Annotated in this window: 22 protein-coding genes and 1 pseudogene; 5 read left to right on the forward strand and 18 right to left on the reverse strand. The window is 63.2% G+C overall.

Annotated elements, in window-relative coordinates; genetic code table 11:
* A pseudogene (locus tag ASD02_RS39455) lies at positions 1-187 on the forward strand (sulfate ABC transporter ATP-binding protein); the annotation flags it as partial.
* Positions 188-292: 105 nt separating this feature from the next.
* Positions 293-1,657, forward strand: coding sequence for an FAD-binding oxidoreductase (locus ASD02_RS35750; protein WP_057220147.1), 1,365 nt, complete (start codon positions 293-295; stop codon positions 1,655-1,657).
* Positions 1,658-1,708: 51 nt separating this feature from the next.
* Here the strand turns inward: ASD02_RS35750 and ASD02_RS35755 are convergent, their stop codons facing one another.
* From ASD02_RS35755 to bcsN, 11 genes are all read right to left on the reverse strand, one after another.
* Positions 1,709-2,506 (reverse strand): crotonase/enoyl-CoA hydratase family protein, encoded by a 798-nt coding sequence (locus ASD02_RS35755; protein WP_057220148.1) that lies wholly within the window; start codon positions 2,504-2,506, stop codon positions 1,709-1,711.
* Positions 2,503-3,372 carry a hydroxymethylglutaryl-CoA lyase gene (locus tag ASD02_RS35760; RefSeq protein ID WP_057220149.1) on the reverse strand — a complete coding sequence of 290 codons (870 nt, stop codon included), beginning with the start codon at positions 3,370-3,372 and terminating at the stop codon, positions 2,503-2,505. Before ASD02_RS35760 ends, ASD02_RS35755 begins: the two co-directional genes overlap by 4 nt.
* Positions 3,369-5,357, reverse strand: coding sequence for an acetyl/propionyl/methylcrotonyl-CoA carboxylase subunit alpha (locus ASD02_RS35765; RefSeq protein ID WP_057220189.1), 1,989 nt, complete (start codon positions 5,355-5,357; stop codon positions 3,369-3,371). The genes ASD02_RS35760 and ASD02_RS35765 overlap by 4 nt, the downstream gene beginning before the upstream one ends.
* 16 nt (positions 5,358-5,373) lie before the next feature.
* Entirely contained in the window at positions 5,374-5,757 is a 384-nt protein-coding gene (locus ASD02_RS35770) for a RidA family protein (RefSeq protein WP_057216170.1), read from the reverse strand.
* 10 nt (positions 5,758-5,767) lie between these two features.
* The gene (locus ASD02_RS35775) at positions 5,768-7,375 is read right to left on the reverse strand and encodes a carboxyl transferase domain-containing protein (protein WP_057216173.1); all 1,608 of its coding nucleotides are present in this window, start codon (positions 7,373-7,375) and stop codon (positions 5,768-5,770) included.
* Positions 7,376-7,428: 53 nt separating this feature from the next.
* Entirely contained in the window at positions 7,429-8,592 is a 1,164-nt protein-coding gene (locus tag ASD02_RS35780; RefSeq protein WP_025428458.1) for an isovaleryl-CoA dehydrogenase, read from the reverse strand.
* A gap of 283 nt (positions 8,593-8,875) precedes the next feature.
* On the reverse strand, positions 8,876-11,083 hold the full coding sequence (locus ASD02_RS35785; RefSeq protein ID WP_057220150.1) for a hypothetical protein: 2,208 nt from the start codon (positions 11,081-11,083) through the stop codon (positions 8,876-8,878).
* Positions 11,080-12,135, reverse strand: coding sequence for a glycosyl hydrolase family 8 (locus tag ASD02_RS35790; protein WP_082555723.1), 1,056 nt, complete (start codon positions 12,133-12,135; stop codon positions 11,080-11,082). The genes ASD02_RS35785 and ASD02_RS35790 overlap by 4 nt, the downstream gene beginning before the upstream one ends.
* Entirely contained in the window at positions 12,132-14,480 is a 2,349-nt protein-coding gene (locus ASD02_RS35795; protein ID WP_057220151.1) for a cellulose biosynthesis cyclic di-GMP-binding regulatory protein BcsB, read from the reverse strand. The genes ASD02_RS35790 and ASD02_RS35795 overlap by 4 nt, the downstream gene beginning before the upstream one ends.
* Positions 14,477-16,657: a UDP-forming cellulose synthase catalytic subunit gene (bcsA, locus tag ASD02_RS35800; protein ID WP_057220152.1), complete on the reverse strand. Its 2,181-nt coding sequence runs from the start codon at positions 16,655-16,657 to the stop codon at positions 14,477-14,479. The genes ASD02_RS35795 and bcsA overlap by 4 nt, the downstream gene beginning before the upstream one ends.
* Positions 16,658-16,769: 112 nt before the next feature.
* On the reverse strand, positions 16,770-17,747 hold the full coding sequence (bcsN, locus tag ASD02_RS35805) for a cellulose biosynthesis protein BcsN (protein WP_082555724.1): 978 nt from the start codon (positions 17,745-17,747) through the stop codon (positions 16,770-16,772).
* A gap of 368 nt (positions 17,748-18,115) precedes the next feature.
* Between bcsN and ASD02_RS38880 the strand changes: the two genes are divergently transcribed.
* Genes ASD02_RS38880 through ASD02_RS38885 form a run of 3 tightly spaced genes read left to right on the forward strand, consistent with a single transcriptional unit; the run spans position 18,116 to position 18,712 of the window.
* On the forward strand, positions 18,116-18,373 hold the full coding sequence (locus ASD02_RS38880) for a hypothetical protein (RefSeq protein ID WP_156408546.1): 258 nt from the start codon (positions 18,116-18,118) through the stop codon (positions 18,371-18,373).
* Positions 18,370-18,492, forward strand: a complete 123-nt coding sequence (locus tag ASD02_RS40495; protein ID WP_277996373.1) for a hypothetical protein — start codon at positions 18,370-18,372, stop codon at positions 18,490-18,492. Before ASD02_RS38880 ends, ASD02_RS40495 begins: the two co-directional genes overlap by 4 nt.
* Positions 18,476-18,712: a hypothetical protein gene (locus ASD02_RS38885; RefSeq protein ID WP_156408547.1), complete on the forward strand. Its 237-nt coding sequence runs from the start codon at positions 18,476-18,478 to the stop codon at positions 18,710-18,712. Before ASD02_RS40495 ends, ASD02_RS38885 begins: the two co-directional genes overlap by 17 nt.
* Here ASD02_RS38885 and ASD02_RS35810 read toward each other — a convergent pair.
* The 7 genes from ASD02_RS35810 to ASD02_RS35840 all read right to left on the reverse strand — a co-directional run bounded on the left by ASD02_RS35810 (position 18,709) and on the right by ASD02_RS35840 (position 26,142).
* Positions 18,709-19,296: a gluconokinase gene (locus ASD02_RS35810; RefSeq protein WP_057220153.1), complete on the reverse strand. Its 588-nt coding sequence runs from the start codon at positions 19,294-19,296 to the stop codon at positions 18,709-18,711. The two genes, ASD02_RS38885 and ASD02_RS35810, sit on opposite strands and share 4 nt — an antisense overlap.
* Positions 19,297-19,532: 236 nt before the next feature.
* Positions 19,533-20,228, reverse strand: coding sequence for a class II aldolase/adducin family protein (locus ASD02_RS35815; protein ID WP_057216187.1), 696 nt, complete (start codon positions 20,226-20,228; stop codon positions 19,533-19,535).
* A gap of 20 nt (positions 20,229-20,248) precedes the next feature.
* Positions 20,249-21,694, reverse strand: coding sequence for an FGGY family carbohydrate kinase (locus tag ASD02_RS35820; protein WP_057220191.1), 1,446 nt, complete (start codon positions 21,692-21,694; stop codon positions 20,249-20,251).
* Between the two features lie 93 nt (positions 21,695-21,787).
* Positions 21,788-22,636, reverse strand: coding sequence for a sugar phosphate isomerase/epimerase (locus ASD02_RS35825; protein ID WP_057220154.1), 849 nt, complete (start codon positions 22,634-22,636; stop codon positions 21,788-21,790).
* 2 nt (positions 22,637-22,638) lie between these two features.
* Positions 22,639-23,637, reverse strand: a complete 999-nt coding sequence (locus ASD02_RS35830) for an ABC transporter permease (RefSeq protein WP_057220155.1) — start codon at positions 23,635-23,637, stop codon at positions 22,639-22,641.
* Positions 23,634-24,635 carry an ABC transporter permease gene (locus tag ASD02_RS35835; RefSeq protein WP_057220156.1) on the reverse strand — a complete coding sequence of 334 codons (1,002 nt, stop codon included), beginning with the start codon at positions 24,633-24,635 and terminating at the stop codon, positions 23,634-23,636. The genes ASD02_RS35830 and ASD02_RS35835 overlap by 4 nt, the downstream gene beginning before the upstream one ends.
* The gene (locus ASD02_RS35840) at positions 24,628-26,142 is read right to left on the reverse strand and encodes a sugar ABC transporter ATP-binding protein (protein ID WP_057220157.1); all 1,515 of its coding nucleotides are present in this window, start codon (positions 26,140-26,142) and stop codon (positions 24,628-24,630) included. The genes ASD02_RS35835 and ASD02_RS35840 overlap by 8 nt, the downstream gene beginning before the upstream one ends.
* Between the last annotated feature and the right edge of the window lie 28 nt (positions 26,143-26,170).

Below are 26,170 nucleotides of genomic sequence, written 5' to 3' on the forward strand. Positions count from 1 at the left end.
CCACCCACATGCCGAAATCGAACTGCCACCCGAGAGAACCACAACACAGGACCGCGCAAGGGTCGCATTCCGACCAACCAAGTGGAAGCTGTTCAGGGACGAGAAGGCAGTCGGCGAGCTGGCGAGCGCAGACGTCGACGCGGAAACGCAGGTCCAACAATTTGAACTGGCGCGTACCGGCACCTGACGGCTTCTCAACCGTCCGATCCCACCCTGGTTTCAAGCCGTTTCCCGTTTCTGCCGAGATGCGCTACAGCACCTCATGCGGTGAGAGAAGCGGGAGACGAGGCGCATGTCCGTTATTGAAGATCTGAAACAGGCACTCGGCGATGCCGTGCTGACCGGCACTGACATCGGCGAGCGCTATCGCAGCGACGCCAGCCTCACCGGACGTTATCTTCCGAAGGCCGTCATCCGCCCTTCCAACACAGAGGAAGTCGCAGCGACCCTCCGCATATGCAACGCCCATGGCCAGGCGGTCGTCGTACAAGGTGGGCTGACCGGCCTTGCCGGCGGCGCGAACCCGGACGAGGACGCGATTTCCATCTCGCTCGAACGCCTGACCGGCGTTGAGGAAATCGATCCGCTTTCCGCAACCATGACCGTCCTTGCCGGCACGCCGCTCGAGGTCGCCCAGCGCGCCGCCGACGATGCAGGCTTCCTGTTGCCGATCGACCTCGGCGCACGCGGCTCGTGCCAGATCGGAGGCAATCTCGCCACCAATGCCGGCGGCATCCGCGTCATCGGCCATGGCGTCACGCGTGACAACGTCCTGGGGCTTGAAACCGTGCTTGCCGATGGCACGATCCTCTCGTCGCTCAGCAAGATGATCAAGAACAACACCGGCTATGATCTGCGCCAGTATTTCATCGGTTCGGAGGGCACGCTCGGCGTCATCACGCGCGCCGTCCTGCGGTTGAAGCCGCGGCCGTTCGGACGGCTGACGGCGCTCTGCGCGCTTCAGACCTATGACCAGGTCGTCGCCTTCCTGACGCGAGCGCAAAGAGGACTTCCTGGCCTCTCGGCCTTCGAGGCCATGTGGGAAGACTATTTTCACTTCAACTGTGAGGCGGAGGGACAGAGCTTTTTCGAGACGTCCCCCGCCTTTGCGGTGATCCTGGAACAGGATGTCCAAGGCCACGAGACCGACAGCGAGGAATTTGAGACCTTCCTCGGCGCCGCACTGGAAGACGATGTCATCGTCAATGCTCTGATCGCCCAGTCGGACAAAGAAAGCCGGCTGTTCTGGCAGGTGCGCGAGGGCCACGCGATGGACCGTCTGCTGCCGGCGCTGATCAATCTCGACGTCAGCCTGCCGATCGGCGAAATCGGCCGCTTCGCAGCGGAATGCGGGCCGGCGCTCGCCGCCCGTTTCCCGCAGGCGCACATCTCCTTCTTCGGTCATGTTGCCGACAGCAATCTGCATATCGCCTTTTCCACGCCGGGAAGCGACGAGCACACACAGCACGCGGTCGACGGCATCGTCTATGACATCGTTCGCCGTTATCGCGGCTCGATCTCCGCCGAACATGGCATCGGCACCTTGAAGCGGGAGTTCCTCGGCCATTCTCGAAGTGCGGCTGAGCTTGAAGTCATGCGCCGGATCAAGCACGCGCTTGACCCGAAGGGCATCCTGAACCCCGGTAAGGTTCTTTGACGCACGCGAATCGGCTTTAAAGCCAGGACGCCGGTGTCCTCGGCTAACGGCTCACGGAAGCGGTACCTGTCGCCAGGAGGGCTCGCGCCGCTCGAAGAAGGCGGCAACGCCTTCGCGCGCCTCATCGGACTCCCAGCAATCGGCAAGCTGCTCGATCGTCGCGGCAATAGTCTCTTCGGTGATCGGCTGTCCGAGCGAACGGGCAAGCCGTTTCGCCCGTCCGGTCGCACCGGGCGCCGTCTGGAGATAGGGTTCGACCTCGGCCGCAATTGCCGCATCAAGCGCATCGGGGGCAGCAATGGCCGTCACCAGACCGGCGTCCCTTGCCTCTTCGGCGCTGAACAGGCGTGCGGACATGAACAGAGGCCGCGCCCTGCCCTCGCCGATGCGGGCAACGACGTAGGGGCTGATGGTCGCCGGAATGAGGCCGAGCCGGGTTTCGGTCAGGCCGAAGCGCGCATCGGACGACGCAATGACGGCATCGCAGATGCTCATGAGGCCGACGCCGCCGCCGAAGGCATTGCCGTGCACCCGTGCGATGACCGGCTTGGCGATCTCGTTCAGCGCCTTGAACATCAACGCCAGACGGGTCGCCTCGGCGATCCGGGTCGGCCGGCCCGCGTCGAACTGCTCGCGCATCCAGCCAAGATCGCCGCCGGCGCAGAAACTGCGGCCTTCGGCATCGAGCACCACGACGCGGACGGTGACATCCGCTGACAGTCGCTCCGCCGCCTCAGTCAGTTCACCGATCATGATTGCGGAAAGCGCGTTGTGCTTCTGCGGCTGTGCCAGCGTCAGCCGGGCGACGCCCTTCGCATCGACGGCGTATCGGATCGATTCGAACATCAGCCAGCACTCCTCAGCGATCGTGCGAAAGCGGCGGCATCTTCAAGCCTTGCCGCATCCAGCCCCGTCGAAAACCCGCGCCCGGTGACAAAGGCGTTGACATCAAGCGTATCGACATTCCCTGCCGCACCCGGCGCATAGGGGCAGCCGCCAAGGCCACCGGCCGAAGCGTCGAAGACACGCAAGCCGCGCTCGAGCGCGACCCCGATATTGTCGAGCGCCCGCCCGGAGGTGTCGTGAAAATGGCCCGCTAGTCGCGCGGCTGGCACATGAGCCAGCACGGCCGCCAACATCGCGTCGACCGCCTCGGGCGTGCCGCGCCCGATCGTGTCGCCAAGGCTGATCTCGTAACAACCAAGCACCATCAAGGCGGCGGCCACTTGGGCAGCGCTCTCCGGCGCGATCGCGCCTTCATAGGGGCACTCGACGACGCAGCTGACATAGCCTCGCAACGGCACCGCGTTGGCGCGGCAGGCTTCGGCGACCGGGCGAAAGCGCTCGATGCTTTCGGCGATCGAACAATTGATGTTCTTCTGCGAGAAGGTCTCGGACGCCGAGGCGAAGATCGCAACCTCGTCGGCCTTGGCCGCCAGAGCCGCATCGAAGCCCTGCATGTTCGGCGTCAGCGCCGCGTAGCGTGTACCCGGTCGACGCTTTATCCCGGCCATCACCGCCGACGCATCCGCCATTTGCGGCACCCATTTCGGGCTGACGAAGCTCGTGACCTCTATGCGCTGATAACTACAGTCCGACAGCAGATCGACAAGGTGGATCTTGTCCGTCGTGTCGACAAGCCGCTTCTCGTTCTGCAGGCCGTCGCGTGGCGCCATTTCGACAAGTGTGACATGTTCTGACGCCAGCACGCTCATTCGCTGCGCTCCGGTTGCAACACGACGAGGATCGCGCCGGCGCTTACCTGTTCGCCTGGCGTTACCAGCGCGCTCTCGATGACGCCCGCACGCGACGCTGCCAGCGTCAGCTCCATTTTCATCGCTTCCATCACCACGAGCGGTTGGCCCTTCGTGACCACGTCGCCGGCGCGAACATGGATGAGCTTGACGATGCCGGGCATCGGAGCGGCAAGCTCGTCCTCCGCCGCCTCACCGGCGTGGGCGGTGGCGAGCGCATCGGGAAGGCGAAGAACGAAGGTCTCGCCACTGACGAAGAGCGTGATGGTTTCATGCTCGCGCAGGAAGCGGAAGACGCGTTGCTCGCCGGAGATCTCCACACGGGCGCCATCGTCGAACCGATCGAGCACAAGCACCGGAAAGGTGCTTTCGCCAGCCCGCACTGCGAACTGATCGCGCCCGCGCGCGGCAAGCGTGACGACCGATCGCCCGCCGGCGTGGTCGACGGCAATGCTTCTATGAGCATCCCCCCAGATCTGCCAGTGACCGAGCGACGACCAGGGATCGTCGGATTTCATCGGCTGCAGCACGCCGGTGGCGGCGATCGCCGCCAGTGCCAGCGCCTCGTCACTCGGCACCACAGGCGTCGTCAATTGATCGATTGCCCGGTCGATAAGGCCGGTATCCGGCCGCCCGGCGCGAAACTCGGGCTCTGCAGCGAGGCGGGCCAAGAAATCGAGATTGGTGATGGTACCGCCGATACGGCAGGCTTTGAGGGCGCTCTCCAGCCGCGCCAGCGCCGACGAGCGGCTCGGCCCGTGTACGATCAGCTTGGCGATCAGCGGGTCGTAGTAGGGGGCGATGACGTCGCCCTGCCGGACGCCGGCATCGACGCGGACGCCGTCTACAGGAAAATCGAGCGTTGCGAGCCGCCCGGTTGCCGGCAGGAAGCCGCGCGCCGGATCCTCGGCATAGATCCGTGCCTCGAACGCCCAGCCATCAATGGCGATTTCATTCTGTCGCTTTGGCAGGGCCTCGCCGACAGCGGCGCGCAACTGCCACTCGACGAGGTCAATGCCGGTGATCGCCTCGGTGACCGGATGCTCCACCTGAAGCCGGGTGTTCATTTCCATGAAATAGAACTGGTCCGGCCAGAGCCCGTTGGTGACATCGGCGATGAATTCGACCGTGCCCGCACCGACATAGCCGATGGCGCGCGCAGCCTTGACCGCGGCCTCGCCCATGGCGCGGCGAACCTCCGCCGTCATGCCGGGCGCCGGCGCCTCCTCGATCACTTTCTGATGGCGGCGCTGCAGCGAGCAGTCGCGCTCGAACAGATGCAGGATATTGCCGTGGCGGTCGCCGAAGACCTGGACTTCGATGTGACGCGGCTTGGTCAGGTATTTCTCGATGAGCACCGCGCCGTCGCCGAAGGCGGCTTCGGCTTCGCGGCGCGCTGCTTCAAGGGCCGCAGCAAACTCGTGCGGCTGCTCGACCTTGCGCATCCCCTTGCCGCCGCCACCGGCGCGCGCCTTGATGAGTACGGGAAAGCCGACGTCAGCCGCCCGGTCCGCCAGGAAGGATGGCTCCTGCTCGTCGCCGTGATAACCGGGGACAACAGGCACGCCGGCCTGTTGCATCAGCGCCTTGGCCGCATCCTTCAGCCCCATCGCGCGAATTGCTTCCGGCGACGGGCCGACGAAAGTCATGCCCGCGGCCTCGACCGCCTCGGCAAAATTGGCGTTTTCCGACAGGAAACCGTAGCCCGGGTGAATGGCATCCGCGTTGACGGACCGGGCCGCAGCCACGATCCGCTCGATCGAAAGATAGCTCTCGGAGGCCGTTGGCGGTCCGATGCGGATCGCCTCGTCAGCCAACGTCACATGTAAAGCGTCGACATCGGCATCGGAATAAACGGCGACAGTGCGGATGCCCAGGCGCCGGGCCGTGCGGATGACGCGGCAGGCGATCTCACCGCGGTTGGCAATCAGAAGCTTTGAAAACATCGGCATATGGCCCGCCCTATTGTGCCGCGATCACTTCGACTTCGAGCAACCAGCCAGAATCGAAGATGCCGGCAATCACCACGGTCATCGCCGGCGCGAGCGGACCGAGATATTCGGCACGGGCCGCGCGGTTGGCCATGGTGTGGTTGCGATCGGCGAGAAAGGTCGTCACCTTGACGATATCGGCCTTGCTCATGCCGGCGGCCTTCAATTGGGCGTCAATGTTCAGCCAGACCTGGCGCGCCTGTGCCTCGAAGCCGTCGGGCAGCACGTCGTCGGAATTGAGCGGCACCTGGCCGCTCACGAAAACCAGCCGCTCGAAACTCTCGAGCCGCACGGCTTGCGAATAGCCGCCGCGCGGTTGCGGCGCATTCTTGGCGTTGACGTTTTCGCGCTTCATCGCGATCTCCCTACATTCTGAACAGGCCGAAACGCGTATCTTCTATTGGCGCATTGAGCGCCGCCGACAGGGACAACCCGAGAACGTCGCGGCTCTTGCGCGGGTCGATGACGCCGTCGTCCCAGAGCCGGGCCGAGGCATAAAGCGGATGGCTCTGGCGCTCGAAGAGATCGAGAACCGGCTGCCGGAACTTGGCTTCCTCTTCCTCGTTCCAGGGCGTTCCGGCGCGCTTCAGCGCCTCGCCGCGCACCGTCGACAACACGCCGGCCGCCTGTTCGCCGCCCATTACAGAAATCCGGCTGTTGGGCCAGGTCCAGAGGAACCGCGGCGAGAAGGCGCGACCGCACATGCCGTAGTTGCCGGCACCGAACGATCCGCCGACCAGCATGGTGACTTTCGGTACCTGCGCCGTCGCCACGGCCGTGACCAGCTTGGCGCCATGCTTGGCGATGCCTTCGGTCTCATATTTGCGGCCGACCATGAAGCCGGTGATATTTTGCAGGAACACCAGCGGGATCTTGCGCTGGGCGCAAAGCTCGACGAAGTGCGCACCCTTCAGCGCCGATTCCGAAAAAAGCACGCCATTGTTGGCGATGATGCCGACTGGAACGCCGTGGACATGCGCGAAACCGCAGACCAGCGTGGTGCCGTAGCGCGCCTTGAACTCATCGAAGCGGGAGCCATCGACAAGACGGGCGATGACTTCGCGGATGTCATAGGGCGTGCGCAGGTCCGCCGGCACGATGCCGGCGATCTCCTGCGGATCGTAAAGCGGCGGCTCCGGGCTCTGCAATTCCACCGACGTCGGTTTGCGGCGGTTGAGTGCGGCGACCGCACGGCGGGCAAGCGCCAGCGCATGCGCATCATCGCGCGCCATATGGTCGGCAACACCGGAGAGACGCGTGTGCACGTCGGCGCCGCCAAGGTCCTCGGCCGAGACCACTTCACCGGTCGCTGCGCGCACCAACGGCGGGCCGGCCAGGAAGATCGTGCCCTGCCCCTCGACGATGATCGTCTCGTCCGACATGGCCGGCACATAGGCGCCGCCTGCGGTGCACGATCCCATGACAACGGCGATCTGCGGAATTCCGGCCGCCGACATATTGGCCTGGTTGTAAAAGATCCGACCGAAATGCTCACGGTCGGGGAAGACCTCGTCCTGGTTCGGCAGGTTGGCGCCGCCGGAATCGACCAGGTAGATGCACGGCAACTGGTTCTCGGCGGCAATCTCCTGCGCACGCAGATGCTTCTTGACCGTCATGGGATAATAGGTCCCGCCTTTGACGGTCGGGTCGTTGCAAACGATCATGCATTCGCGGCCGGACACCCGGCCGATACCGGTGATGAGACCCGCTGCCGGCGCATCGCCGTTATACATGCCGTGTGCGGCCGTCGAGCAGATTTCGAGGAAGGGCGTTGCCGGGTCGATCAGCGAGGCGACGCGGTCGCGCGGCAGCAGTTTGCCGCGGCTGACATGGCGCTCGCGCGCCGTCTCGCCTCCACCGCCGGCCGCCATCTTGACGGCGTCCTCCACAGTCGTAATCGCCTCCGCCATCGCCGCCTGATTGGCCTTGAACACGTCGGACGAGGGCGAGATGTGAGATTTCAGAACAGTCATGAAGTCCTCATTCGATCGAGCCTGATTGTGGCTTCGGAGGTCTACCCTGGCGTCTATCTGGTCTCGGTGAACAGCTCGCGGCCGATCAGCATGCGGCGGATTTCACTGGTTCCGGCACCGATCTCGTAGAGCTTGGCGTCACGCAACAGCCGCCCGGCCGGATAGTCGTTGGTGTAGCCGTTGCCGCCGAGCGCCTGGATGGCTTCGAGCGCCAGCGCCGTTGCCTTCTCGGCCGCATAAAGAATACAGCCGGCCGCGTCCTTGCGGGTGGTCTCACCACGATCGCAGGCTGCAGCCACCGCATAGACATAGGCCCGCGCCGCGTTCGCCGTCACATACATGTCGGCGAGCTTGCCCTGCATGAGCTGGAACTCGCCGATCGCCTGGCCAAACTGCTTGCGCTCGTGGAGATAGGGGACGACGACGTCAAGGCAAGCGGACATGATGCCGAGCGGTCCGGCGGACAGGACGACACGCTCATAGTCGAGGCCCGACATCAGCACGCGGACACCGCCGCCTTCGTTGCCGAGAATATTTTCGGCCGGCACCTCGCAATCCCGGAAGATCAACTCGCAGGTGTTAGAGCCGCGCATGCCGAGCTTGTCGAGCTTCTGGCCGGTGGAAAAGCCAGCAAAGTCTTTTTCGACGAGGAAGGCGGTAATCCCGCGCGGACCGGCACTTGGGTCCGTCTTGGCGTAGACGACCAGCACGTCCGCATCCGGGCCGTTGGTAATCCACATCTTGCCACCGTTGAGAACGTAGCGGTCGCCGCGCTTCTCGGCCCGAAGCGTCATGGAAACGACGTCGGAGCCCGCGCCCGGTTCGGACATGGCGAGTGCGCCGACATGTTCGCCGGAGATCAGCTTCGGCAGATAGCGCGCCTTCTGCGCCTCGTTGCCGTTGCGGCTGATCTGGTTGACGCAGAGATTGGAATGGGCGCCGTAGCTCAAGCCCACGGAGGCGGAGGCGCGGCTGATCTCTTCCATGGCGACGCAATGGGCGACATATCCCATGCCCGCACCGCCATAGGCCTCGTCGGCGGTGATGCCGAGCAGCCCGAGATCTCCCATCTCACGCCAGAGTGGCGTCGGGAAAGCGTTGTTGCGATCGGTTTCCGCCGCCAGCGGCGCGATACGCTCAGTCGCAAAACGGCGCACGCTATCGCGCAACGCGTCAATGTCCTCGCCGAGCGCGAAGCTCAATCCGCCCTGAAACATCTCTCGTCTCCTCCCCTCGACCCTATCAGTGATCTCCTCACCACCAACTGGCCGGTCTGCGCTCCATCCTCTACGCGCAACGCGGCGATTGCAATGATATCAACGCCGCGATGTCGAGCGACGATAACACCGCGTCCCGCTAATTTCCTTCCAAAGAGGAAATCCGGGAAGCACGATCTGCAAAGTTTAGGAACGTTTGGCGATACATCCGCTGCGCGAAGCTGCTTCGGCCAATCTGGCTCGCGGCAACTGTCGTGTCGCGACGGAATCGCGTGCGAAGCGTTTACTTGTTCGGCCAGATTTCCTGCGCCTTGCCGACATCGGCAAGGCCGCGCTGCGCGTCGCGATTGCCGGTGGCAGCGACTGCCTCGAAGATGCGCCGGGCTTCGGCGTAATACTTGAGATTGAGATAGGCGTAGCCGCGCAGCACCATCAGGTCGGACCGCTGCGTCGAGATCTGCCCCAACTGATCAAGGAAAATCAGCGTTTCGCGATAACGTTTGGCATCGAAAGCGGCAATCGCCCGGTCGGCGAGGATCGCGCTCTGGAGTTCTTCGGCGCGACCACGGCTCTGTGTTGATTTCGTAGCGGCGACCGCGGCCTTGTTGGTCAGCCCGGCCCTGAGATAGGCGAGGCTTTGTCCGTAGGCAGCATCCTCGCGCATTTGTGATGCCGGCGCCTGCAGGGCGACCTCGAAGGCTTCGGCCGCTTCCAGCGGGCGGTTCAGATCCATCAGGCACCAGCCGCGCGTCAACGCCGCCTGCGACGACAGCCGCGCCGGGTTGATGGTCGTCCGGCATCCCGTTGCGGCCCTGCCGGCCGCTTGTGGTCGGCGCGCAACGATGACAGGCTGCCCGACATAGCGTGCCGTCGTTCGTGGCGCAGCCTCCGTCACGACGGCAGGTGACCTTCGCTCCGTACCGACTATGGGTGCCGGCTCTCGTGCAAGCGGCTGTTGTTGCCGGGCGATGGCGTCACGCCGTTCCTCCTCGGTCTCGCCCAGACGGGCGATGCGCTCGGAGCGCCCCGCCCAGAGCCGCTGGATCTCGGCGACGCCGGCAGCATCGCCCAGCTGGTTGCGGCTGAGCGCCAGGCCATAGGCCGAAGGTTCGTCATCGGGCTTCCAGCGAAGCGCGGTGGCAAACCATTGTGCGGCCGTCGCCGGTTGTTCCATGGCACGGGCATACCAGCCGAACTGCTGCGCCGTGGCCGGATCACGCCCTTTGGTCGTCTCCTGCGCGATCCGGGCCAGTACTTCCTCGCTCAGCGTGACCGGTGGCTCGATCGCCAGCAGGTTTGCCGTCGCGGCAAAATAGGTCGCCTTGGCATCGGTCGACGTATCGCGCCAGGGATACAGTACTTTTTCCGCATCCTCATGCGCCTTGCGGGCGATCAAGGTCAGCGCCAGGCCTTGCGACGCGGAGGCTGAATCTTCCTTGTCGTGGGCGCGACGGAACCATTGTTCGGCCGCGCTGATATTCTCCCGGCGAAGCTGGTACCAGCCCAGGAGCAGCGCGTCACTCGCCATGCCCTCGGTTTCGACCAGGCGTTCGAGGCGCTGGATATATTTGGGATCGACCGCCAGCTTGCCATCCGCGTCGCCTTCCGCAACGAAGCGGCGCGCCAGGTCGTCGCGAATGCTTTCGAACTCGGCAGCGCCTCCAGGTGCTGTCCGTTCGTGGGCCAAAATCTCCTGCGCCATCTCATAGGGCAGTCCGGAAACCGCCTTCTGCACCGTCGCCAGCCGCTCCGGAGCGTTCTCGCAATTCTTCAGCACGTAGAGATAGGCGTCTCGGGCGCGATCGGGACGTTTGGTCTCGGTGAAGGCACCCGCCACCCGCCACAGCACATCCACTTCCGAGCACGTCAACAGGCTCGGTGTGCTCGCCGCAACCTCGATGACCGTCTCGTACTGCTTGAGATCGGAGGCATTCACCAGGCGCGCCCGTGCTTCGGCGACGTTCAGCCGCTCGAGCAGATCGGCCGGCGGTTTCCAGGCGGCCTCGCTTGCCTGGCGCTCGGCGATCGCCTTTCGAACCTCGGCGTAGCGCCCCTCCGAATAGAGCTGCCACATCGTTTCGAGCTGGACATCCTTGTTACGCGGAACCGCAAGTGGGTCCTTGGGCGGCGTCCAATCGGGATAGAGCGCCCTCAGCCGTGATATCTCGGCCTGCAGTCGAGCGGTATCACCCTTGCTGGCGAAGTAGCGCAGTGCCGATTCGTCTACCACCGGCGCCGTTGCCTGCGACCGCCTCGCATCGGCGGGCTGCGTATTCTGCGTGACCTGCCGAAACTCAGGCGCTGCGCCTCTCGAACCTCTGTCCACGACACCGAACGACGCCTCGTCGGGAAGCGCGCCTCCGTCAGGGCCCGTCGCTGGCGCACCGGCGTTGCCGGCCCAATTCTTGCGCAGAAGCCCATCGTCGGTAAATCCGACAATCCCGACCGCCGTGAGGATGATTCCGGCGATGACAACGGTTGAGGACTTCATAGACACTCCGGACGCTTCTCCTTCGCATAAGACAACCCGAGGAGGTGCAGTGTCGAAGGGTAATATTGCGTCGGGCTGAACACCTTGACGCTGTCGGGCAACGGAGCCCGCTCCATGAGACAGGCCAGAATATGGTTAACAAATTGATAACCGGGGTCCGTCAGCGTCGCCCGAACAGCCCCTGTCGTTACGTCGCTGATGAGCAATTCGCCATTGGCACCAAGCATGCCCTGCCGCAATCTTGAAAGCAATTCGGCGTCATCGATGTCTGCCCGAACCAGGTAGAGCGGAATGCGCAGCGAATTGTAGCCGAATTCCGCCGGGAAGCCCTGCGCCGCCTTCAGGCGCGTTTTGGCGCTGATCCAATCGGCCGGCATCTTTCGCGGGCCGAGCTGCAGTTGATCAAGCATCTTGCGACCATCATTCGCCAGCGCCGCCCATATCGGCGAAGGCGCGACGCGATCAAGGACAGGGAAGGCCTCGAAGATCCAGTAGGAAGGGTTGACGACGGGACCGTCTTCGCGATCGGTTGCGGAAAAACCGGCGACCCCTGGCAGCAGCAAGGTCCGACCGCCGTAGTCGATCACGGTCCGGCCGAGGATTGCTTTGGCAATCTTGGATGCCGCCGAGAGATAATCCTTTCGCTTCCAGCGTTCGCCGGCAAGCGTCAGCGCATAGGCGATCAGGATATCGCCGTCGGTCGCATTGTTGATATCGACCACATGCGGCTTTTCGCTCGGGCTCCATTTCCAGGCGGCAAGTCCGTCGTCGCGCAAAAGCAGCTCGCGACGGGTAAAGGACCAGATCAGCTCGAAATCGGCAGCGCTGCCGGCAAGCACCGCCAGCCACAAACCATAACCTTGTCCCTCGCTGTGGCTGATGCCGCCGTTACCGTCATCGATAATGCGCCCACCGGGATCGAGGAACTTTGTCTTATACTTCTGCCAATCCTCGGCGCTCACGGTCTCGCCCCGTCCCTGGGCTGCCGCGCGCGTCTGAGGCAGAGCGACGACAAGAGCCAGGGTGAGGAGAAGAACCGTGCGCCAGATCATGGGCGGCGCCCGAGCCGACTGAGCATGGATGACGTGGCGAGGCCCAGCAGCACCGATAGTGTTACGAGCAGCACGGCGTAGAAAAGAATGTTGCTCGACAGCCAGTTGGTAATGATCAGCCGGTAATTGCCAAACGAGGCCGGCCTTGTCTGCACGAAACTGAAATTGGCGACCGGCACCACCTTGACGGCGTTGGTTGCCGGCTCGTAGGTCGAGATGTGCCCGGCGATCTCTCGCCATTGATCGATGTCGGCAAGTGCCGACACCCCATCGCTCAACTGTTTGGCGGACGGCGCTGCAATCAGCGTCCACGTGGCGTCATCCGTGGGGTTTGCCCCTTGAGCGAGGAGCAAGGTTGCCGTTTCCGGAGGGACAAAATCGCTTTGTTCCTGCGGCAGAATGCGTAGCGAACTCAGGGAGATGTCGAACTCCTGCTTTACCCAATCCTGAAGAGCCGTGATCTGGGTGCGCCAGGCGCCGCCACTCAGGCGCGTCTGCCATTCATCGATCGCCTTCTGGGTATCCGCGCCGCGCCCGACGGCCTGTGCGCTGCCCCAGGACATCTGGCGGCTGGGATCGATACCGACTTGCGTCAGCACAGTTTTCGGCAATTCGGGCAACGTACCGATGAAGAGCGCATTGCGCGTGCCAGCGGCCAAAGGCGAGGCAATCATCTCGACCGCGATCGGCCTCCCGCCGGCCACCGCCAACCGTGCCAGGAACGTGGCTGCGGCCGACAAGGTGTCGGCATCGGCCCGGTCAATGAAGAGCGGGATCACGCCGGCGCTGTTGCGGTAGGGTGCCGCCGCGCCCGACATCGCGGCGAGATTGGGCCGCCGACCGATCCGCGCGAAGTTGGGCATATGAAGTTCGGACGTGTCGAACAGTGCAAAACGCGGATCCGTCGAGGCTGGCGCACCCGGCGCACAGGCCTTGTCCTGCTCCGTCAAAAGCACGGCCTCGAGCTCGATCAGGTTGGGCCCGGGCTTGAAATGGCGCATGGTCACATTGATCGGCAAATGCCGCTGGATGCCGCCGGTCGCCGAATCGAACGGGACCGTCGAGGCGATGTTGCCGTTGACATAGATGTCGATCCGGCTGCCGGGCCGCACCGTCTCGGTATAGGCCGCATCCAGCAGGATCGTCGCCTCGCCATAGGCGTCCGCGTAGAAATCCGACGGGACCGCCACCGAAAACCTGGATCGGAAGCGGCGACCGGTGAATTCACTGGTCTCGACGCCGAGCTCGGAGAAGCGCAAGCGCGCGTTGCCGGCAACGACAGGTGTTTCCGGCAAGAGCCAACGTTCGGTGTTGATGACGTCGCGAGGGACATCGCTCGGCCGGTCCATTGGCTCGGCGACAGCCTCGATTGCGGCCTGAACGGCCGGCCAGTCGGGGCCGCTGAGAACCAGAACCGGTGCATTCGTCTCGCCATCGCGGACGAAGGCCGCGACCGACCCGCTGGCAGCGCCATCGGGCAGCGAAGGGAGCAGCGGCGATACCTCATCGACGGTGCCAGCAACCACGGTCAACTCACCGGGCTTGCCCAGCTCCGGCAGTTCTTCGCTGAGAAAGACCCGCTGCGCCGGCATATGGCCGCGCAGGGCCAAGCCCTGTGCAAGCCGCATCAGGCTTGCAGCGCGGCTCGGCTGCTGCATTCCCGGAACGACAAGATTGAACTGCGTGTGTCCCCTGTCGTCCAGACCGACGGCGCGGATATCGTCCACGCTCGCAAATGCCGCGCTCTGCGCATCCGCAAAGCTGATGAAAGCCGTCTCCGGCGCGATTTCGGTCCAGAGTTCATAGGTGGATTCGATGGTGCAGTCGGTACGGTGGTGCTGCTGCGCCCGAAACCTGATGTCATTGGAACCGGCCCGCAGCAGACCGGCAGGCAGTGCGTAACTCCGGGTCTCGGCGGTGCCCGACGCCTTGATCGGCCCCTCGCCGACCAGCTCGCCGTTGACGAAAACCGAAAGGGACGAAGCCTCCGGCGCGATCACGATCGCATTCTGATAACCGAAATTCAACGTTGCAGCCGATTGTGCCTGGGCCGGCGTCAGATACATCGACCAGGCGCGTTCGTCGACCTCACCGGTGAGCGACAGCGCGCTGAAGGGAATGATGTACCGCCTGAAACCATCGGGCTCGCCGCCAACCGCTGCGGGACTGCTTGCGTCCGCGCCGGGCTCGCTGGTCGGCTGGCCCTCATCCGTCCCTTCCGGCAGTTCGATAGGCGGCTCGACGGCCGGCCGCTCCGGCGACATGTCGAACGGGTTCGACTGCGCGAACGTCTGTGTCGTCGCGGCAAGGAACATGATGAGGAGGGCAACCAGCATCCGGTTCATCGCCGCGCCTCCGCTTGCCTGTCGGAGGAGCGCAAGCTGCGCGCGAAATAGATCAGGCCGCGGCTCATCTGATAGAAAGCCAGCCACAGGAACCAGGCCGTGCCTGCGACCAGTCCTGGGTTTCCGCGCCGCGCCTTCTGGAATTCGCTCCATTGCTGGGAGTTCGCAAAGATCAGATCCGCCACCAGACTGTGGTGACGCGCGACCTGCGGCAGATAACGGCAGCCGATCGTGGTGATGTCGCCGGCACTCTCCTTGTTCTTGATCGCGACCGGCAAGGTCTCGGAGGTGCCATCGCCACTATAGGGCTCGAAACGAATGAGCCCGTCCGTGTCGACGGGTAGCGTCGCCGCATCGACGCCATAGACCTGAATTCGGGCGCCGTTGGCCGATACGTCTTCGATCGTTGCCGGATACCATTGATCTGCGACACCGAATTCGCAGCGCCGGCTGACCTTCACGCGCCGCGATGACGCCTTTTCCCCGCGTTCCGAGACCACGCCGAGCGCGCAGCCCGCCATGATCAGATTGAGGAGGTTCCAACCTCCCACGACCAGGGTTACGTCAGCCTTGTAGGGCTCGGTGTAGACCCGGTAGACCGTCATCAGAAGGGCGATGAAAAGCACGGCGAAGATGACGAAGAACGGTCGGCTGATTTCCGACAGGCGGCTCTCCAGGATCGACTCGTCCTTGGCCGTCACCTTGAAGGTCGGCCGGCTCGGGCGCATCAGGACCGAGATGACCGCCGGCAGCAGATGCACGGTCTGAGCATATTCGTAGAGTTCCGAGATCCACGGCCAACGGAAGGCGCCGTAGAGATAGTTCTGCATCATCAGATTCACGAGCATGTAGGCGAGCGTATAGGCAAGGAACTCACCACCCGACGCGGTGAAGATTTCCAGGTCGAAGAACAGATAGAACAGCGGCGCAAACAGAAAGATCGTGCGCGACACCGGGAAGAGCCAGAACAGCGTCGACGACATGTAGCAAAGCCGCTGCGGGATCGACAGCCCGCGCTTGAACAGCGGAAAACGGAACAACAGGATCTGCATCATGCCCTGCGCCCAGCGACTGCGCTGGCCGATGAAGCTGGCAAAGGTTGCCGGTTGTAGCCCGGCGATCAGCGGCCGATCGACATAGATGCTGTTCCAGCCGCGGCCGTGCAGCGCCAGCGCCGTTTCGCAGTCCTCGGTGATGCTCATGCCGCTGAAGCCGTCGGTATCATCGAGCGCCTTGCGCCGGAGCACGGCAGCCGAGCCGCAGAAGAAGGCCGCGTTCCACTTGTCGAGGCCGCGCTGGATGATGCCGTAGAACATTTCGTTCTCACTCGGCATCTTTTCGAAGGTTCGCAGATTGCGCTCGAGCGGATCAGGATTGAGAAAGAAGTGCGGCGTCTGCACCAGGAAAAGCTTCGGGTCGCTTTCGAAATAGCCCACCGTTTCCAACAGGAAATCGCGAGCTGGCGCGTGGTCGGCGTCAAAGACGGCGATCAACTCGCCGTCTGAATGCAGCATGCCGTTGTTGAGATTACCGGCCTTGGCATGTTCGTTGCGCTCGCGGGTCAGGTAGCGCGCACCGAGATCGTCGCAGAGAGCCTGCAATTCCATATGCCGGGCCGAGGCGCGCTGCGCCTCCACCAGATTCATCGAGTAGCGCTTTTGCTGGGTGCCCCCATCATCAAGCAGCCAAACCTGCAGCTTGTCGGCCGGGTAATCCATGCCTTTGGCGGCAGCCAGCGTATTGGCCAGCAACCCTGCATCCTCGTTATAGGACGGCACGAAGACGTCGACCTTCGGAAACGCCCCCGGCGAGATGGCCTTGGCCTTGCGTGGCGGCAGCGGCATCGCGACGACGAACAAGCTCAGTGATAGCATCATCACGCTGTACATTTCTGCGAGATAGAGCAGGAAGCCGGGAATGAAGTTCTCAAGCTGGTTCAACGGCGGCAGCGTGCTGGTCGTGCGCCAGTAGACATAGCGAAGCACGATAGCCGTTCCGAAGGCGAGCGCGATCAGGCGCCAGCGACCTTCGGCCTTGATGAGCTTCAGTATCGCCATGAACGTAACGACGAGCACGCTCACGATCAGCTGGGTCTGAAGATTGACCGGCAATGTGATGACGGCAATGACGCAAAGGGAGAAAAACGCCCACGCTGCAACGGGACCGATCTTGCTCATTCATTCTGCCTTCCAGCATTCGGCATCATGCCACTGGTATCGCTTGACCTGACTTCATCTGGGCTTTTGCAAGCCCGATACGAGCCCATACCAAACGATGGTTAGGAGCTGATTAAGGACAATTGCCCCCCGCCGGTGCATCGCAGGCAGGTAACGGCACAATCACGGTCGCTCCAGTCTTTGCCGCGCCACCCGGTTCCGGCAACCTAATCGAATTCGCCGTCGCCGGCACGGCGACTGGCTGCTGACGCGCCGGTTGCTCGACGCGGACCACGCGCCTGGTCGGCGCAGGCGCCGTCATCACGGTCACGGGTCGCGTGTCGGTGGGCGCCGGCTCCTTGCGGTAAATCGGGTTGCCAACGCGGCCGATGCCCGCCTCCAGCGGCGGCGGGGCGCCGTAAGGGTTCCAGGCGGGGTCGCCGAATGTGCCGACGATCGTATAGCCATAGACGGGCGCGAGAAGGTCGTTTTCGCTTGCGCCAGTTGCGCAATAGCGGAAGCGGATCTGAATGGTGCCGTAGCCTTTAAGGGGAGAACGATGATTTTCCGCCCCGCGGATCTGCTGCCAGGCAAAAATGCAGGCGTCGCCGCCGCGGCCACGACCATAGGCATAACCGAAGGGCCCGTAATTGTTCTGCAGAAAGTCCGACGACTGCGCCAACGACACACCGGGAAGCGCACGCCGCGCCTGCCGCATCATCTCGGAACTCCTAACCGCCACGTAGCCGCTGCTCTTCTGCTGGTCGAACCTGGTCTCCATCGGCCCGAAGAATTGCGCGCGCAGGAAGTTCTGCCCCGGCGTCGCGGCCGAAGTGTAGAGGTAGATATCCTGCTCGATGGCGTTGGTTCTTCGCCGCTCGACCACATTCAGAACGGCGGGCCCGCCGGGCGGCGGCAGGATCAGCGCATTCTCGGCCGGAACGATCGTCGCATTGGTCGGCGTGCCGACGTCATTGTGCGTCGCGCAGCCGGACATGAGGAGGCCTGCCGCAAGCAGAGTTGCAGGCGCGACCACGCCCAGCGGCTTGTTGGTGATCGTGGAGCGGTCGTTCGATACGTCGAATCGCCTGCTGAAAAATCGTCCTGCCATGCCCGAGCATTAGGTGATTCAGGCAATTTCGCAAACCCGCAAAGGATAGGGGATGGCTTTTCGAGCTCTGGTGGTGGTGTGACCGTTGCAGCTATTACCGTTGGCACCGTAGCGGCCCGCGAAAATGCGTCCATCAGCAGTCGCCAACTCGGGCATTCCGGCGCCACCTACAGCGCCATTTCAGATCAGCCGCCGCGAGCCCGCCGCAATGTTGAAAAAGGCGACATAAACGGCTCTATCGCCGAATAGTTGGCGCACCTCATATACAAAGACTGCGTGAAAATCGGAAAAATACCTAAATAAATTCTCTCACCACATAGGTAATAATAGAAAACATCAGGCGCGACGCAATCCATGAAGATTTGCAATTGTCAGATGTTTACTTATTAATATCCGAAGCGCAGGATGGAAAAACTTTCTGCGTACAAATTATTTGGCGACGCTCATCTGTGACAGAAATCCGCGCCGAGATTTACGCTGGAATAGATTTGATCCGCCTGATCGAATTCTTGAATGAGCCAAAGCCTCTGCTGCGGGTTCCTTTGAGGCATTTTCGTCATCGCAGCGCGCTGCCCGCACCTTCCGGCGGCCGTCGCAAGCAGAGTGAAAATTGGAGCTCGCCATGAGAAACCTACTTCCCGCCCGTTTCCATGACTACGATTTCACCCCCATCTTCGTGGGTGCCGGGTTTACTCTCGCGATCGCCGTCATCGCCTACGGCTCCTTGTTTGGTCGCATCCTCTAGCGAGGCGCACCAACGGCGCGACGTCACCGGCAGGGCAAGCAGCAGACCTGTTTATGCGATCTGCGCCTTCAGCGTTGCTCGCATCCAGACGGCCATCCATAGCGGTACTGCCGGTTTCTCTGTCGGGACTGCCGCACTCGACGGTACCGTTCCGACACCCCGGTCGGAGCTGACACAGCAATTGCTGGAGATCCAGATGCCGATGGCGAAAGCGGTCTAGCGCGACCCGAAACCGGAATCAGATGACGCCGCATTGTTCGACAACCCCAGGCCGTCGAGTGCGGCAAGCGTTGCCTTGACCACGTCGGCAGCTGGCTGATCGACATCGACGACGACCGTCAGGGGCTCGCCGATCGGTTCTTCAAGCGTCGCCAGTTGCGTGTCGAGCAGCGATGCCGGCATGAAATGCCCTTCGCGATGCTGCATCCGGCCGGCGAGAACATCGCGGCGGCCATGGAGATAAACGAAGACAAGATCTCCCCCTGCACTCTCGCGCAACAGATCGCGATAGCTCCGCTTCAACGCCGAGCACGAAACGACGAGCGGGTCGGCGCTCGAGGAAAGCTGCCGTCCGATCTCACGGAGCCAGGGCCATCTGTCCTCATCGGTGAGCGGGATGCCGACGGACATCTTGGCGATATTGGCTTGCGGGTGCAAAGCATCGCCTTCGATGAAGCGATAGCCAAAGGCCCGCGCCACCGCCTCGCCGACAGAAGTCTTGCCGCTGCCGGAAACGCCCATGACGACAATCGAGCAAGGGAACTTCGGCGCATGACCACGGGATGACATGTCGGGGCTCGCCATGGATCGCTCGTCTCTCCGGTGCTGATTGCGACTGACATCGCTGATAGCGCCGCCCCATCAACGACACAAGGCCAGCTGACGCTCGTGCGGTTCCCGTCGAGACGGAACCGCGGCAACGCTCTCCAGCGCCGTGCGTCCTATTAGACGCGCAAAGGTCACTGTAGCACCTTGATTTGCTGCCTGTTTTTACGCATTTCCTAGGACGGAAAACCGTTTCGCACTTTTCCTGGAAATTCCTAGCTGGCGACCCGCGGGCGGGCGATGTCGTTGACACCCTCATCATCGGGTGCCTGGCCATAGCTCATCCGGCGCATCTGGGCGATGACCCGCTCCATCTCATCGTCGGGCAGAACCGGCGGCTCGCCGAGCGTCAGGGCCTGGACATACATGCGCGAGAGGGTCTCGATTTCGATCGCCATCCACAATGCCGATTCCAGCGTCTTGCCGAGCGAGATCTGACCATGCTGACCGAGCAGGCAGGCGGTGCGGTCCTTGAGCGCCACCAGCGCGTTGTTGGACAGCGCCTGGGTCCCGAACGTCGCATATTCGGCGCAGCGGATCGTCGTGCCACCGGCAATGCCGGTCATATAGTGGAAGCTGGGGATGGTTTTGTGGTGGCACGCAAGCGTGGTGGCATAGATAGAGTGGCAATGAAGAACCACGTTGATATCCGTGCGCTCGCGCAGGATATCGCGATGGAAACGCCATTCGGATGACGGTCGAAGGCCTGTGTAGTTGCCCTTAAAATCCATCTCGACCAGATCTTCCGGCTGCATCGTCTCATAGGCGAGCGACGAGGGCGTGACCAGGAAACCATCGCCGATGCGCACCGACAGGTTGCCGGCCGTCCCCTGGTTGATGCCGCTCGAATTCATCCGGCGGCAGATATCCACCATCTCGCGGCGAAGGGAGAGTACATCGGGCTGGTTCATCAGTCGTTCCTTTCGAAGTGTCAGTGGAAAACGGGTTCGGCTGGCTGACGCGCCCTCGCACGCCACTCAGTCGCGTAGTCGGAGATCGCAGCCGTGAGTGATGCGACATCGCTGGCCTCGGCCAGCGAAAGCGGCGCTGGCCGCCTGCGGGAATGTTGGCCGGCAAGCAGGGCCGCGCCGGATGCAACGCCGTAGGCATCGAGATTGAACCGGACCTGTCGGTCCGGCAGCAGTGCGGCGACAAGGCGGGCATAAAGCGGGTCGCGCAGGAAGCTGCCGTCGAGAACGACCAGAGGACCCGCCCCCAGGGCCTCGATGCATTCGGCGGTCAAGAGCGCACAATAGACGAGCGCCACCGCCTTGCGCTCCGTGGCAGTCTCCGGCTTTGGCCCTGATATACGTCCCCGCCCGGCGCTGCCCGGAAACAGGCCGTTGTCGTCGCCGAAGGAAGGCAGCGCCATCGTCCGGTCGGCGATCAATCGCCGGATGGTCTGTTCAGGCACAGGGTCGCTCGGTTGCCCGGGCCCGGCCACCAGCGAGAATTCGCGCCCGCCCATGGTCAGCACGCCGCCGAGCGGATTGCCGAAGACGTCGCTGTTCAAGGTCATGCCCCTGTTTTCGTCGAGCCTGTCGAGCGAGGTCTGACCGGAAAAACCGACAATCCAGGTGCCGGTGGAAATGACGGTGAACTCGTGCAGCCCGGCGGCATGATAGCGGTAGTGGTTGAGGCTGCTGTCATGCGCACCGACCAGGATACGAAGCCCCTGCGGCAAGCCGTGACGCCGCGCCAAATCTGCGCGCACCGGCCCGAGATCCTGCCAGGCGTCGGCGAAGGGCGGCATCAGCCGGCCCCAGCCACGCGCCGCGACGATCGGTGCGAAATGCCGCTCCGCCACGTTCCAGAGATGCGACTGCGCGCCAAGCAGGCTCGCCTCCGAGGTCGCCACGCCCGAAAGCCGCCATGCCCAGTATTGCGGCAGACCGAGATACCAGCGCGCCCGCGAGAAGGCTTCCGGTTCGCACTCCTGCATCCAGTAGAGCTGCCGGGCCTGATGGGTTGCCGCATGCATCGTCGCGCTGCCGCGGTCGAAGAACGATCCGGAGAGCGGGACATAACCGGCTTTGATCGCCTCCGGCAGCGGCTGTTCATAGTCGATCATCGGCAGGGTGGCGCCCTCGCCGATCTCGGGATCGTCACCAACAAGGACGCCTCCGGAACCGTGTCCGGAGGCAACGAAGGCCGAAAGTGGGTGACGCCGGCAGAGTTGTCCGATGCCGGAAAAGACCCACTCGCTAATGGCGCCGAGATCGTGATGGCGCCAGGGTGGTCCGGGCAGCACCGGGTTGGGGATGCTGAGCGTCTCAAGCACGACACCATCTGCCGTGACGGCATTGAGCTTGACGTTGGTCTTGCCGACGTCGAGCACCGCGATCGTGCCCTGCTCGTTGCGTGATGGTGTTGGCATGATGTCCGCACCTCCCGTCACATGCCCGGCCGCCAAGAACCGGATCGCCGCCCAATTTGAGCGTTTCCGGTTTAAACGAGGCCCGGAAACGCTCTAGATCAGCCCGTATTGCTTGGCCTTGTTGCGCAGGAACGGCAGGCCGTTGCCCATCACTTCTTCCTCGTCCTTGGCGACGGGGCGCCAGACGGCGAGGCCATAGGCGACTTCCGGCGGCATGTTGATGAAGCTCTCCATGGCAAGGCCACCCTTGAAGCCGATCGCGGCAAGCGTCGCAAAGATCTCGTCCCAGGCGCAATTGCCATAGCCCGGCGTGCCGCGATCGCTTTCGGAGAGGTGGATGTATTTGATGTGCTCGCGCGCATCGAGAATGCCGGTGCCGATGCCCTTTTCCTCGATGTTCATGTGGTAGGTGTCGAGATGCACGAAGACATTGTCGGCGCCGACGCGCTTGATCATGTCGACGGCCTGCTTGCCGGTGTTGATCAGGTGGTTTTCGTAGCGGTTCACGGCCTCGACGCCGAGTTCGATGCCGCGCGATTTGGCGTGTTTTGCCGCCGCCGTCAGCACGCGGGCGATATTGTCGTATTCGGCTTCGGTCGGCGGTACGCCGGTACGCTCGCCGATGCCGCCATAGATGACGCCGGACAGCGCTTCGCCACCGAGATCGGCCGTCTTGTCGATCGCGACCTTCAGGTGCTCGATCGCCGCATCGGGCCGGACGGAAGCCCAGGCGCGCTCGGGCAGGCCGAGCGAGCAGACCGCACGCAGCTTGTTCTTCTCCAGCAGCGCCTTGGTGTGGGCGGTGTCGACGGCCGGCGGATTGAGCATGGGGATCTCGATGAAGTCGACCTTGTACTTGACCGCCGCTGCGACCGCACGCTCGGCACCGGGCCGGTCCCAATTCATGGTCCACATGCTCGTATGGACGCCAAAACCCTGCATGATCACGTTCCTTTTCTGACAAATGAAATCTTGAATTTGGAAGCGGCGAAGCGCAGCACCATGACGCCGACGAGCAGCAGGCCCCAGACCGCGGTGGCGAGATGCTGGTTGGCGCCGATGAGGTTGAGCCCCGATGACAGCAGCTGCAGCACGACGAGCGCCACGAACACCGGGATGACCCGGCCAAAGCCGCCGAACGGATTGACCCCGCCGAGGAAGCAGGCAAGCACGGTGATCAGCAGATAGGACTCGCCATGGCCGATGCGCACCGAGTTGAACCGCGCCAGCATGATGATGCCGGCGATCGCGCACATGGCGCCCGAGAGCGTGTAGACGAGCACGATCACCTTGCGGGTGTTGATACCGGAATAGCGCGTTGCCTCAAGGTTTGAGCCGATCATGTAGGTGTTGAAGCCGAGCCTGGTCCGGGTCAGCAGCACATGCCAGGCCAGCACGCAGACGATGAAGACGATCAACGGCACCGGTATGCCAGCAATCGAGCCATGCCCGAGCGGCCCGATGAAGGCCGGAAAACCGGAGACGTCGCCGCCGCGCGTCAAAAACTCGCCGAGACCGCGCAGGAAGATCATCATCGACAACGAGACGAGGATCGGGTGTGCGCGGGTAAAGGCAATGACCAGGCCCATGACGATGCCGCTTGCGGCCCCGACTGTGACAGCGAGCACACAGCCGAGCGCAAAGGCACCGGCACCGGCATCCGCGCCACCGTTTGCCTGCAGCACCCAGGCAAGCGTCAGCCCGGCAATGTTGGCGGTGGAGGTTACGGCAAGGTTCAGGCCGCCGGTCAGGATCGGCAGCAGCATCGCCAGGGTCAGCAACCCAAGTTCGGGCAGCTGGAACGCCACCGAGCCAAAGGTCGCGGCACTCAGAAACTGAGGCGACGCCAGGCCGAACACCAGGATGACGGCAACCAGCGCCAGCCCCGGCCCTGCCATTTCCGGTCCGAACCACGCCTTCAGGCGATCCGAAAAGCTTGTCATCGGCGTGCACCTTTCTGGCTTGGGAAGGGCAGGAGCCGTTCGATGCTGGTGCTGGAAAGGGTGATGGCGATCAGGATGATGGCGCCGACGATCATCTTGAAGGCAAAGGGAGAAACGCCCATCAGGTTCAGCCCGTTCTGGGTGATCGCGATCAAGAGCACACCGAGCACGCAGCCGAGCACCGAGCCCTTGCCGCCGCCGAGTCTGGCGCCACCGAGAACGACGGCGGCGAGCACGTCGAGTTCTCGTCCGTAGAGCGCGTTCGGCACGACCTCCTGCGCATAGTGCGCCTGCACCAGCCCGCCGATGCCGGCCATCAGGCCGAGCCAGCCGAAGGCGATGAACTGCATGGCACCGATATTGATGCCGAAGCGGCGCGCACCTTCCGGATTGTCGCCGAAGGCATAGAGCTGCCGACCGGTGGTCGTGCGGGTGATCAGCACCCAGGTGGCGATGACGCACAGCACCATTACCAGCACCGGAAGGGTGATCTCGATCCAACTGCCGTCGGCCATTTCATGCTCGAAGAGCACGACGCGATCCGTCAGCCATTCCGGCAGATCGTAGATCGACACGCCCTTGGTGAAGAACATCAGCAGGCCGAAGTAGATATTGAAGGTCGAGATCGTTGCGACGATCGAAATGATGCGGAAACGGTGGATCAGCAGCGCATTGATGGCGCCAAGGCATATGCCGATCGATCCGGCGATGATCAGGCCGGAGATCCAGCCGCCGCCGCCGATCCAGCCAAGCGCGATCGCCGTACCGTACTGCACCACCGAGGCGGCAACAGCGAAGGAGATGTCGATGCCGCCGGCGATGAGCACGACCAGCAGGCCGACGGCAAAGATGATGTTGACCGAACTGGTGTTCAGGAGATCGAAGGCGTTGCCGAGCGAGAAGAAATTGGCCGTCGCCAACGACAGCACCGTGCAGATGATGGCGATGACGGCGAGCAGCGCGACTTCCGTCGCGTGGGTGCGGGCGAAGCTATGCATAGACCGCCCCCTCGATTTCGGCGAGCGGAACGCTGCGGGGATCATAGCTGCCGACGATGCGACCCTGCGCCATGTGCAGGACGCGGTCGGCGTTGAAATAGACCTCCGGAACCTCGTCGGAGATCAGAATGATCGCAAGCCCCGTCTCGGCGAGCTTGGCGACGATGTCGAAGATACCGGCGCGTGCGCCGACGTCAACGCCGACGGTGGGCGCGTCGAGGATGAGCAGCTTCGGATCGGTCGCCAGCCACTTGGCGATGGCGATACGTTGCTGATTGCCGCCTGACAGCGTCGAGATCGCGTCGCCTTGCAGGCCGATCTTGACGCCGAGATCGGCAATCCAGCCGGCGACGAGCTTGCGCTTGCGCTCATCCGAAAGAAAGCCGCCCGAAACGATCTTGCCGAGCGAGCTGATGACGAGATTGTCGGCGATCGACTGCGGCTGGATGAGGCCGAGCGACAGCCGGTCTTCGGAGAGATAGGCGACGCCCGCCTTGATGGCATCGCGATTGGAGGCGAAACGGACCGGCTTGCCCTCGAGCGTAATCGTACCGGCCACCGGTTGCAGCATGCCGAAAAGCGTCTGCGCGAGTTCGGTTCGACCGGCGCCGAGAAGACCGGTAATCCCCAGCGTCTCACCGCGCCTGACGGTCAGCGATATGTCATCAAACTGGCCGGGGCGGCTCAGGCCCTTTACCTCCAGCACGACGGGCTGATCCTGCCCGGATTTGGCGCGGACCTGCTGGTCGAAGGTCTTGCCGGTCATCAGTTCGGTGATGCGCGATTGCGTCATGCCGGCGGCGGGGTAGACGCCGACCAGCGCACCGTCGCGCAGCACGGTGATGCGGCTTGAAATTTCCAGTACTTCCGCAAGGCGGTGGCTGACGAAGACGACGGCGACGCCGGAGGCCGAAAGGCCGCGAACGATGTCGAGCAGATGATCGGTCTCCGACTGGGTCAGCGATGCGGTCGGCTCATCCATGAAGACGAGCTTCGCTTCGCCGACAAGGGCGCGGGCAATGGCCACGATCTGGCGCTGGGCAATCGCATATTCCTTGAGCGGCAGGTCGACGTCGAGCGCGATGCCGAGGCGCTCAAGCGCATCCATCGCGATCTTGCGCATGCGGCCATAATCGACCAGCTTCGGCCAACGGCCGAGAACGGTCTGGAAGGCGATGTTTTCAGCGACGCTCATTTCGGGGAAAAGCGCCAGGTCCTGCCAGATGACCTGAATGCCGCGATCCTGAGCGGTCACCGGCGACATGTGCGAATAGGTCTCGCCGTCATATTCGATCGAGGCGCCTTCGGCCGGGCGGTAGACGCCGGTAATGATCTTGATCAGGGTGCTCTTGCCGCAACCGTTTTCGCCCGCGAGGCAATGGACCTCGCCCGGACGAACGTCGAAGCTCACATTTTTGAGCGCCTTGACGCCACCGAAAGTCATGTTGATGTCGTGCAGGGACAGAAGCGGCATTTCGCTGCCTCCCGCGGTCGCAAGCTGATGCATGAACGTGTGCCCCGAATACCGTTTTGAA

The sequence above is a fragment of the Ensifer sp. Root1252 genome, from assembly GCF_001425885.1.
GTDB lineage: Bacteria > Pseudomonadota > Alphaproteobacteria > Rhizobiales > Rhizobiaceae > Ensifer > Ensifer canadensis.

What these genes read in the sequence shown, in the direction of transcription:
- ASD02_RS35825 (WP_057220154.1), bottom strand. Translation starts at nt 22,636, where the DNA reads ATGCAGGGTTTTGGCGTCCATACGAGCATGTGGACCATGAATTGGGAC.
- ASD02_RS35820 (WP_057220191.1), bottom strand. Translation starts at nt 21,694, where the DNA reads ATGCCAACACCATCACGCAACGAGCAGGGCACGATCGCGGTGCTCGAC.
- ASD02_RS35795 (WP_057220151.1), bottom strand. Translation starts at nt 14,480, where the DNA reads ATGAACCGGATGCTGGTTGCCCTCCTCATCATGTTCCTTGCCGCGACG.
- bcsA (WP_057220152.1), bottom strand. Translation starts at nt 16,657, where the DNA reads ATGAGCAAGATCGGTCCCGTTGCAGCGTGGGCGTTTTTCTCCCTTTGC.
- ASD02_RS35830 (WP_057220155.1), bottom strand. Translation starts at nt 23,637, where the DNA reads ATGACAAGCTTTTCGGATCGCCTGAAGGCGTGGTTCGGACCGGAAATG.
- ASD02_RS35785 (WP_057220150.1), bottom strand. Translation starts at nt 11,083, where the DNA reads ATGAAGTCCTCAACCGTTGTCATCGCCGGAATCATCCTCACGGCGGTC.
- ASD02_RS40495 (WP_277996373.1), top strand. Translation starts at nt 18,370, where the DNA reads ATGAGAAACCTACTTCCCGCCCGTTTCCATGACTACGATTTCACCCCC.
- bcsN (WP_082555724.1), bottom strand. Translation starts at nt 17,747, where the DNA reads ATGGCAGGACGATTTTTCAGCAGGCGATTCGACGTATCGAACGACCGC.
- ASD02_RS35810 (WP_057220153.1), bottom strand. Translation starts at nt 19,296, where the DNA reads ATGGCGAGCCCCGACATGTCATCCCGTGGTCATGCGCCGAAGTTCCCT.
- ASD02_RS35840 (WP_057220157.1), bottom strand. Translation starts at nt 26,142, where the DNA reads ATGCATCAGCTTGCGACCGCGGGAGGCAGCGAAATGCCGCTTCTGTCC.
- ASD02_RS35780 (WP_025428458.1), bottom strand. Translation starts at nt 8,592, where the DNA reads ATGTTTCAGGGCGGATTGAGCTTCGCGCTCGGCGAGGACATTGACGCG.
- ASD02_RS35790 (WP_082555723.1), bottom strand. Translation starts at nt 12,135, where the DNA reads ATGATCTGGCGCACGGTTCTTCTCCTCACCCTGGCTCTTGTCGTCGCT.
- ASD02_RS35835 (WP_057220156.1), bottom strand. Translation starts at nt 24,635, where the DNA reads ATGCATAGCTTCGCCCGCACCCACGCGACGGAAGTCGCGCTGCTCGCC.
- ASD02_RS35750 (WP_057220147.1), top strand. Translation starts at nt 293, where the DNA reads ATGTCCGTTATTGAAGATCTGAAACAGGCACTCGGCGATGCCGTGCTG.
- ASD02_RS35815 (WP_057216187.1), bottom strand. Translation starts at nt 20,228, where the DNA reads ATGAACCAGCCCGATGTACTCTCCCTTCGCCGCGAGATGGTGGATATC.
- ASD02_RS35765 (WP_057220189.1), bottom strand. Translation starts at nt 5,357, where the DNA reads ATGTTTTCAAAGCTTCTGATTGCCAACCGCGGTGAGATCGCCTGCCGC.
- ASD02_RS35760 (WP_057220149.1), bottom strand. Translation starts at nt 3,372, where the DNA reads ATGAGCGTGCTGGCGTCAGAACATGTCACACTTGTCGAAATGGCGCCA.
- ASD02_RS35770 (WP_057216170.1), bottom strand. Translation starts at nt 5,757, where the DNA reads ATGAAGCGCGAAAACGTCAACGCCAAGAATGCGCCGCAACCGCGCGGC.
- ASD02_RS35775 (WP_057216173.1), bottom strand. Translation starts at nt 7,375, where the DNA reads ATGACTGTTCTGAAATCTCACATCTCGCCCTCGTCCGACGTGTTCAAG.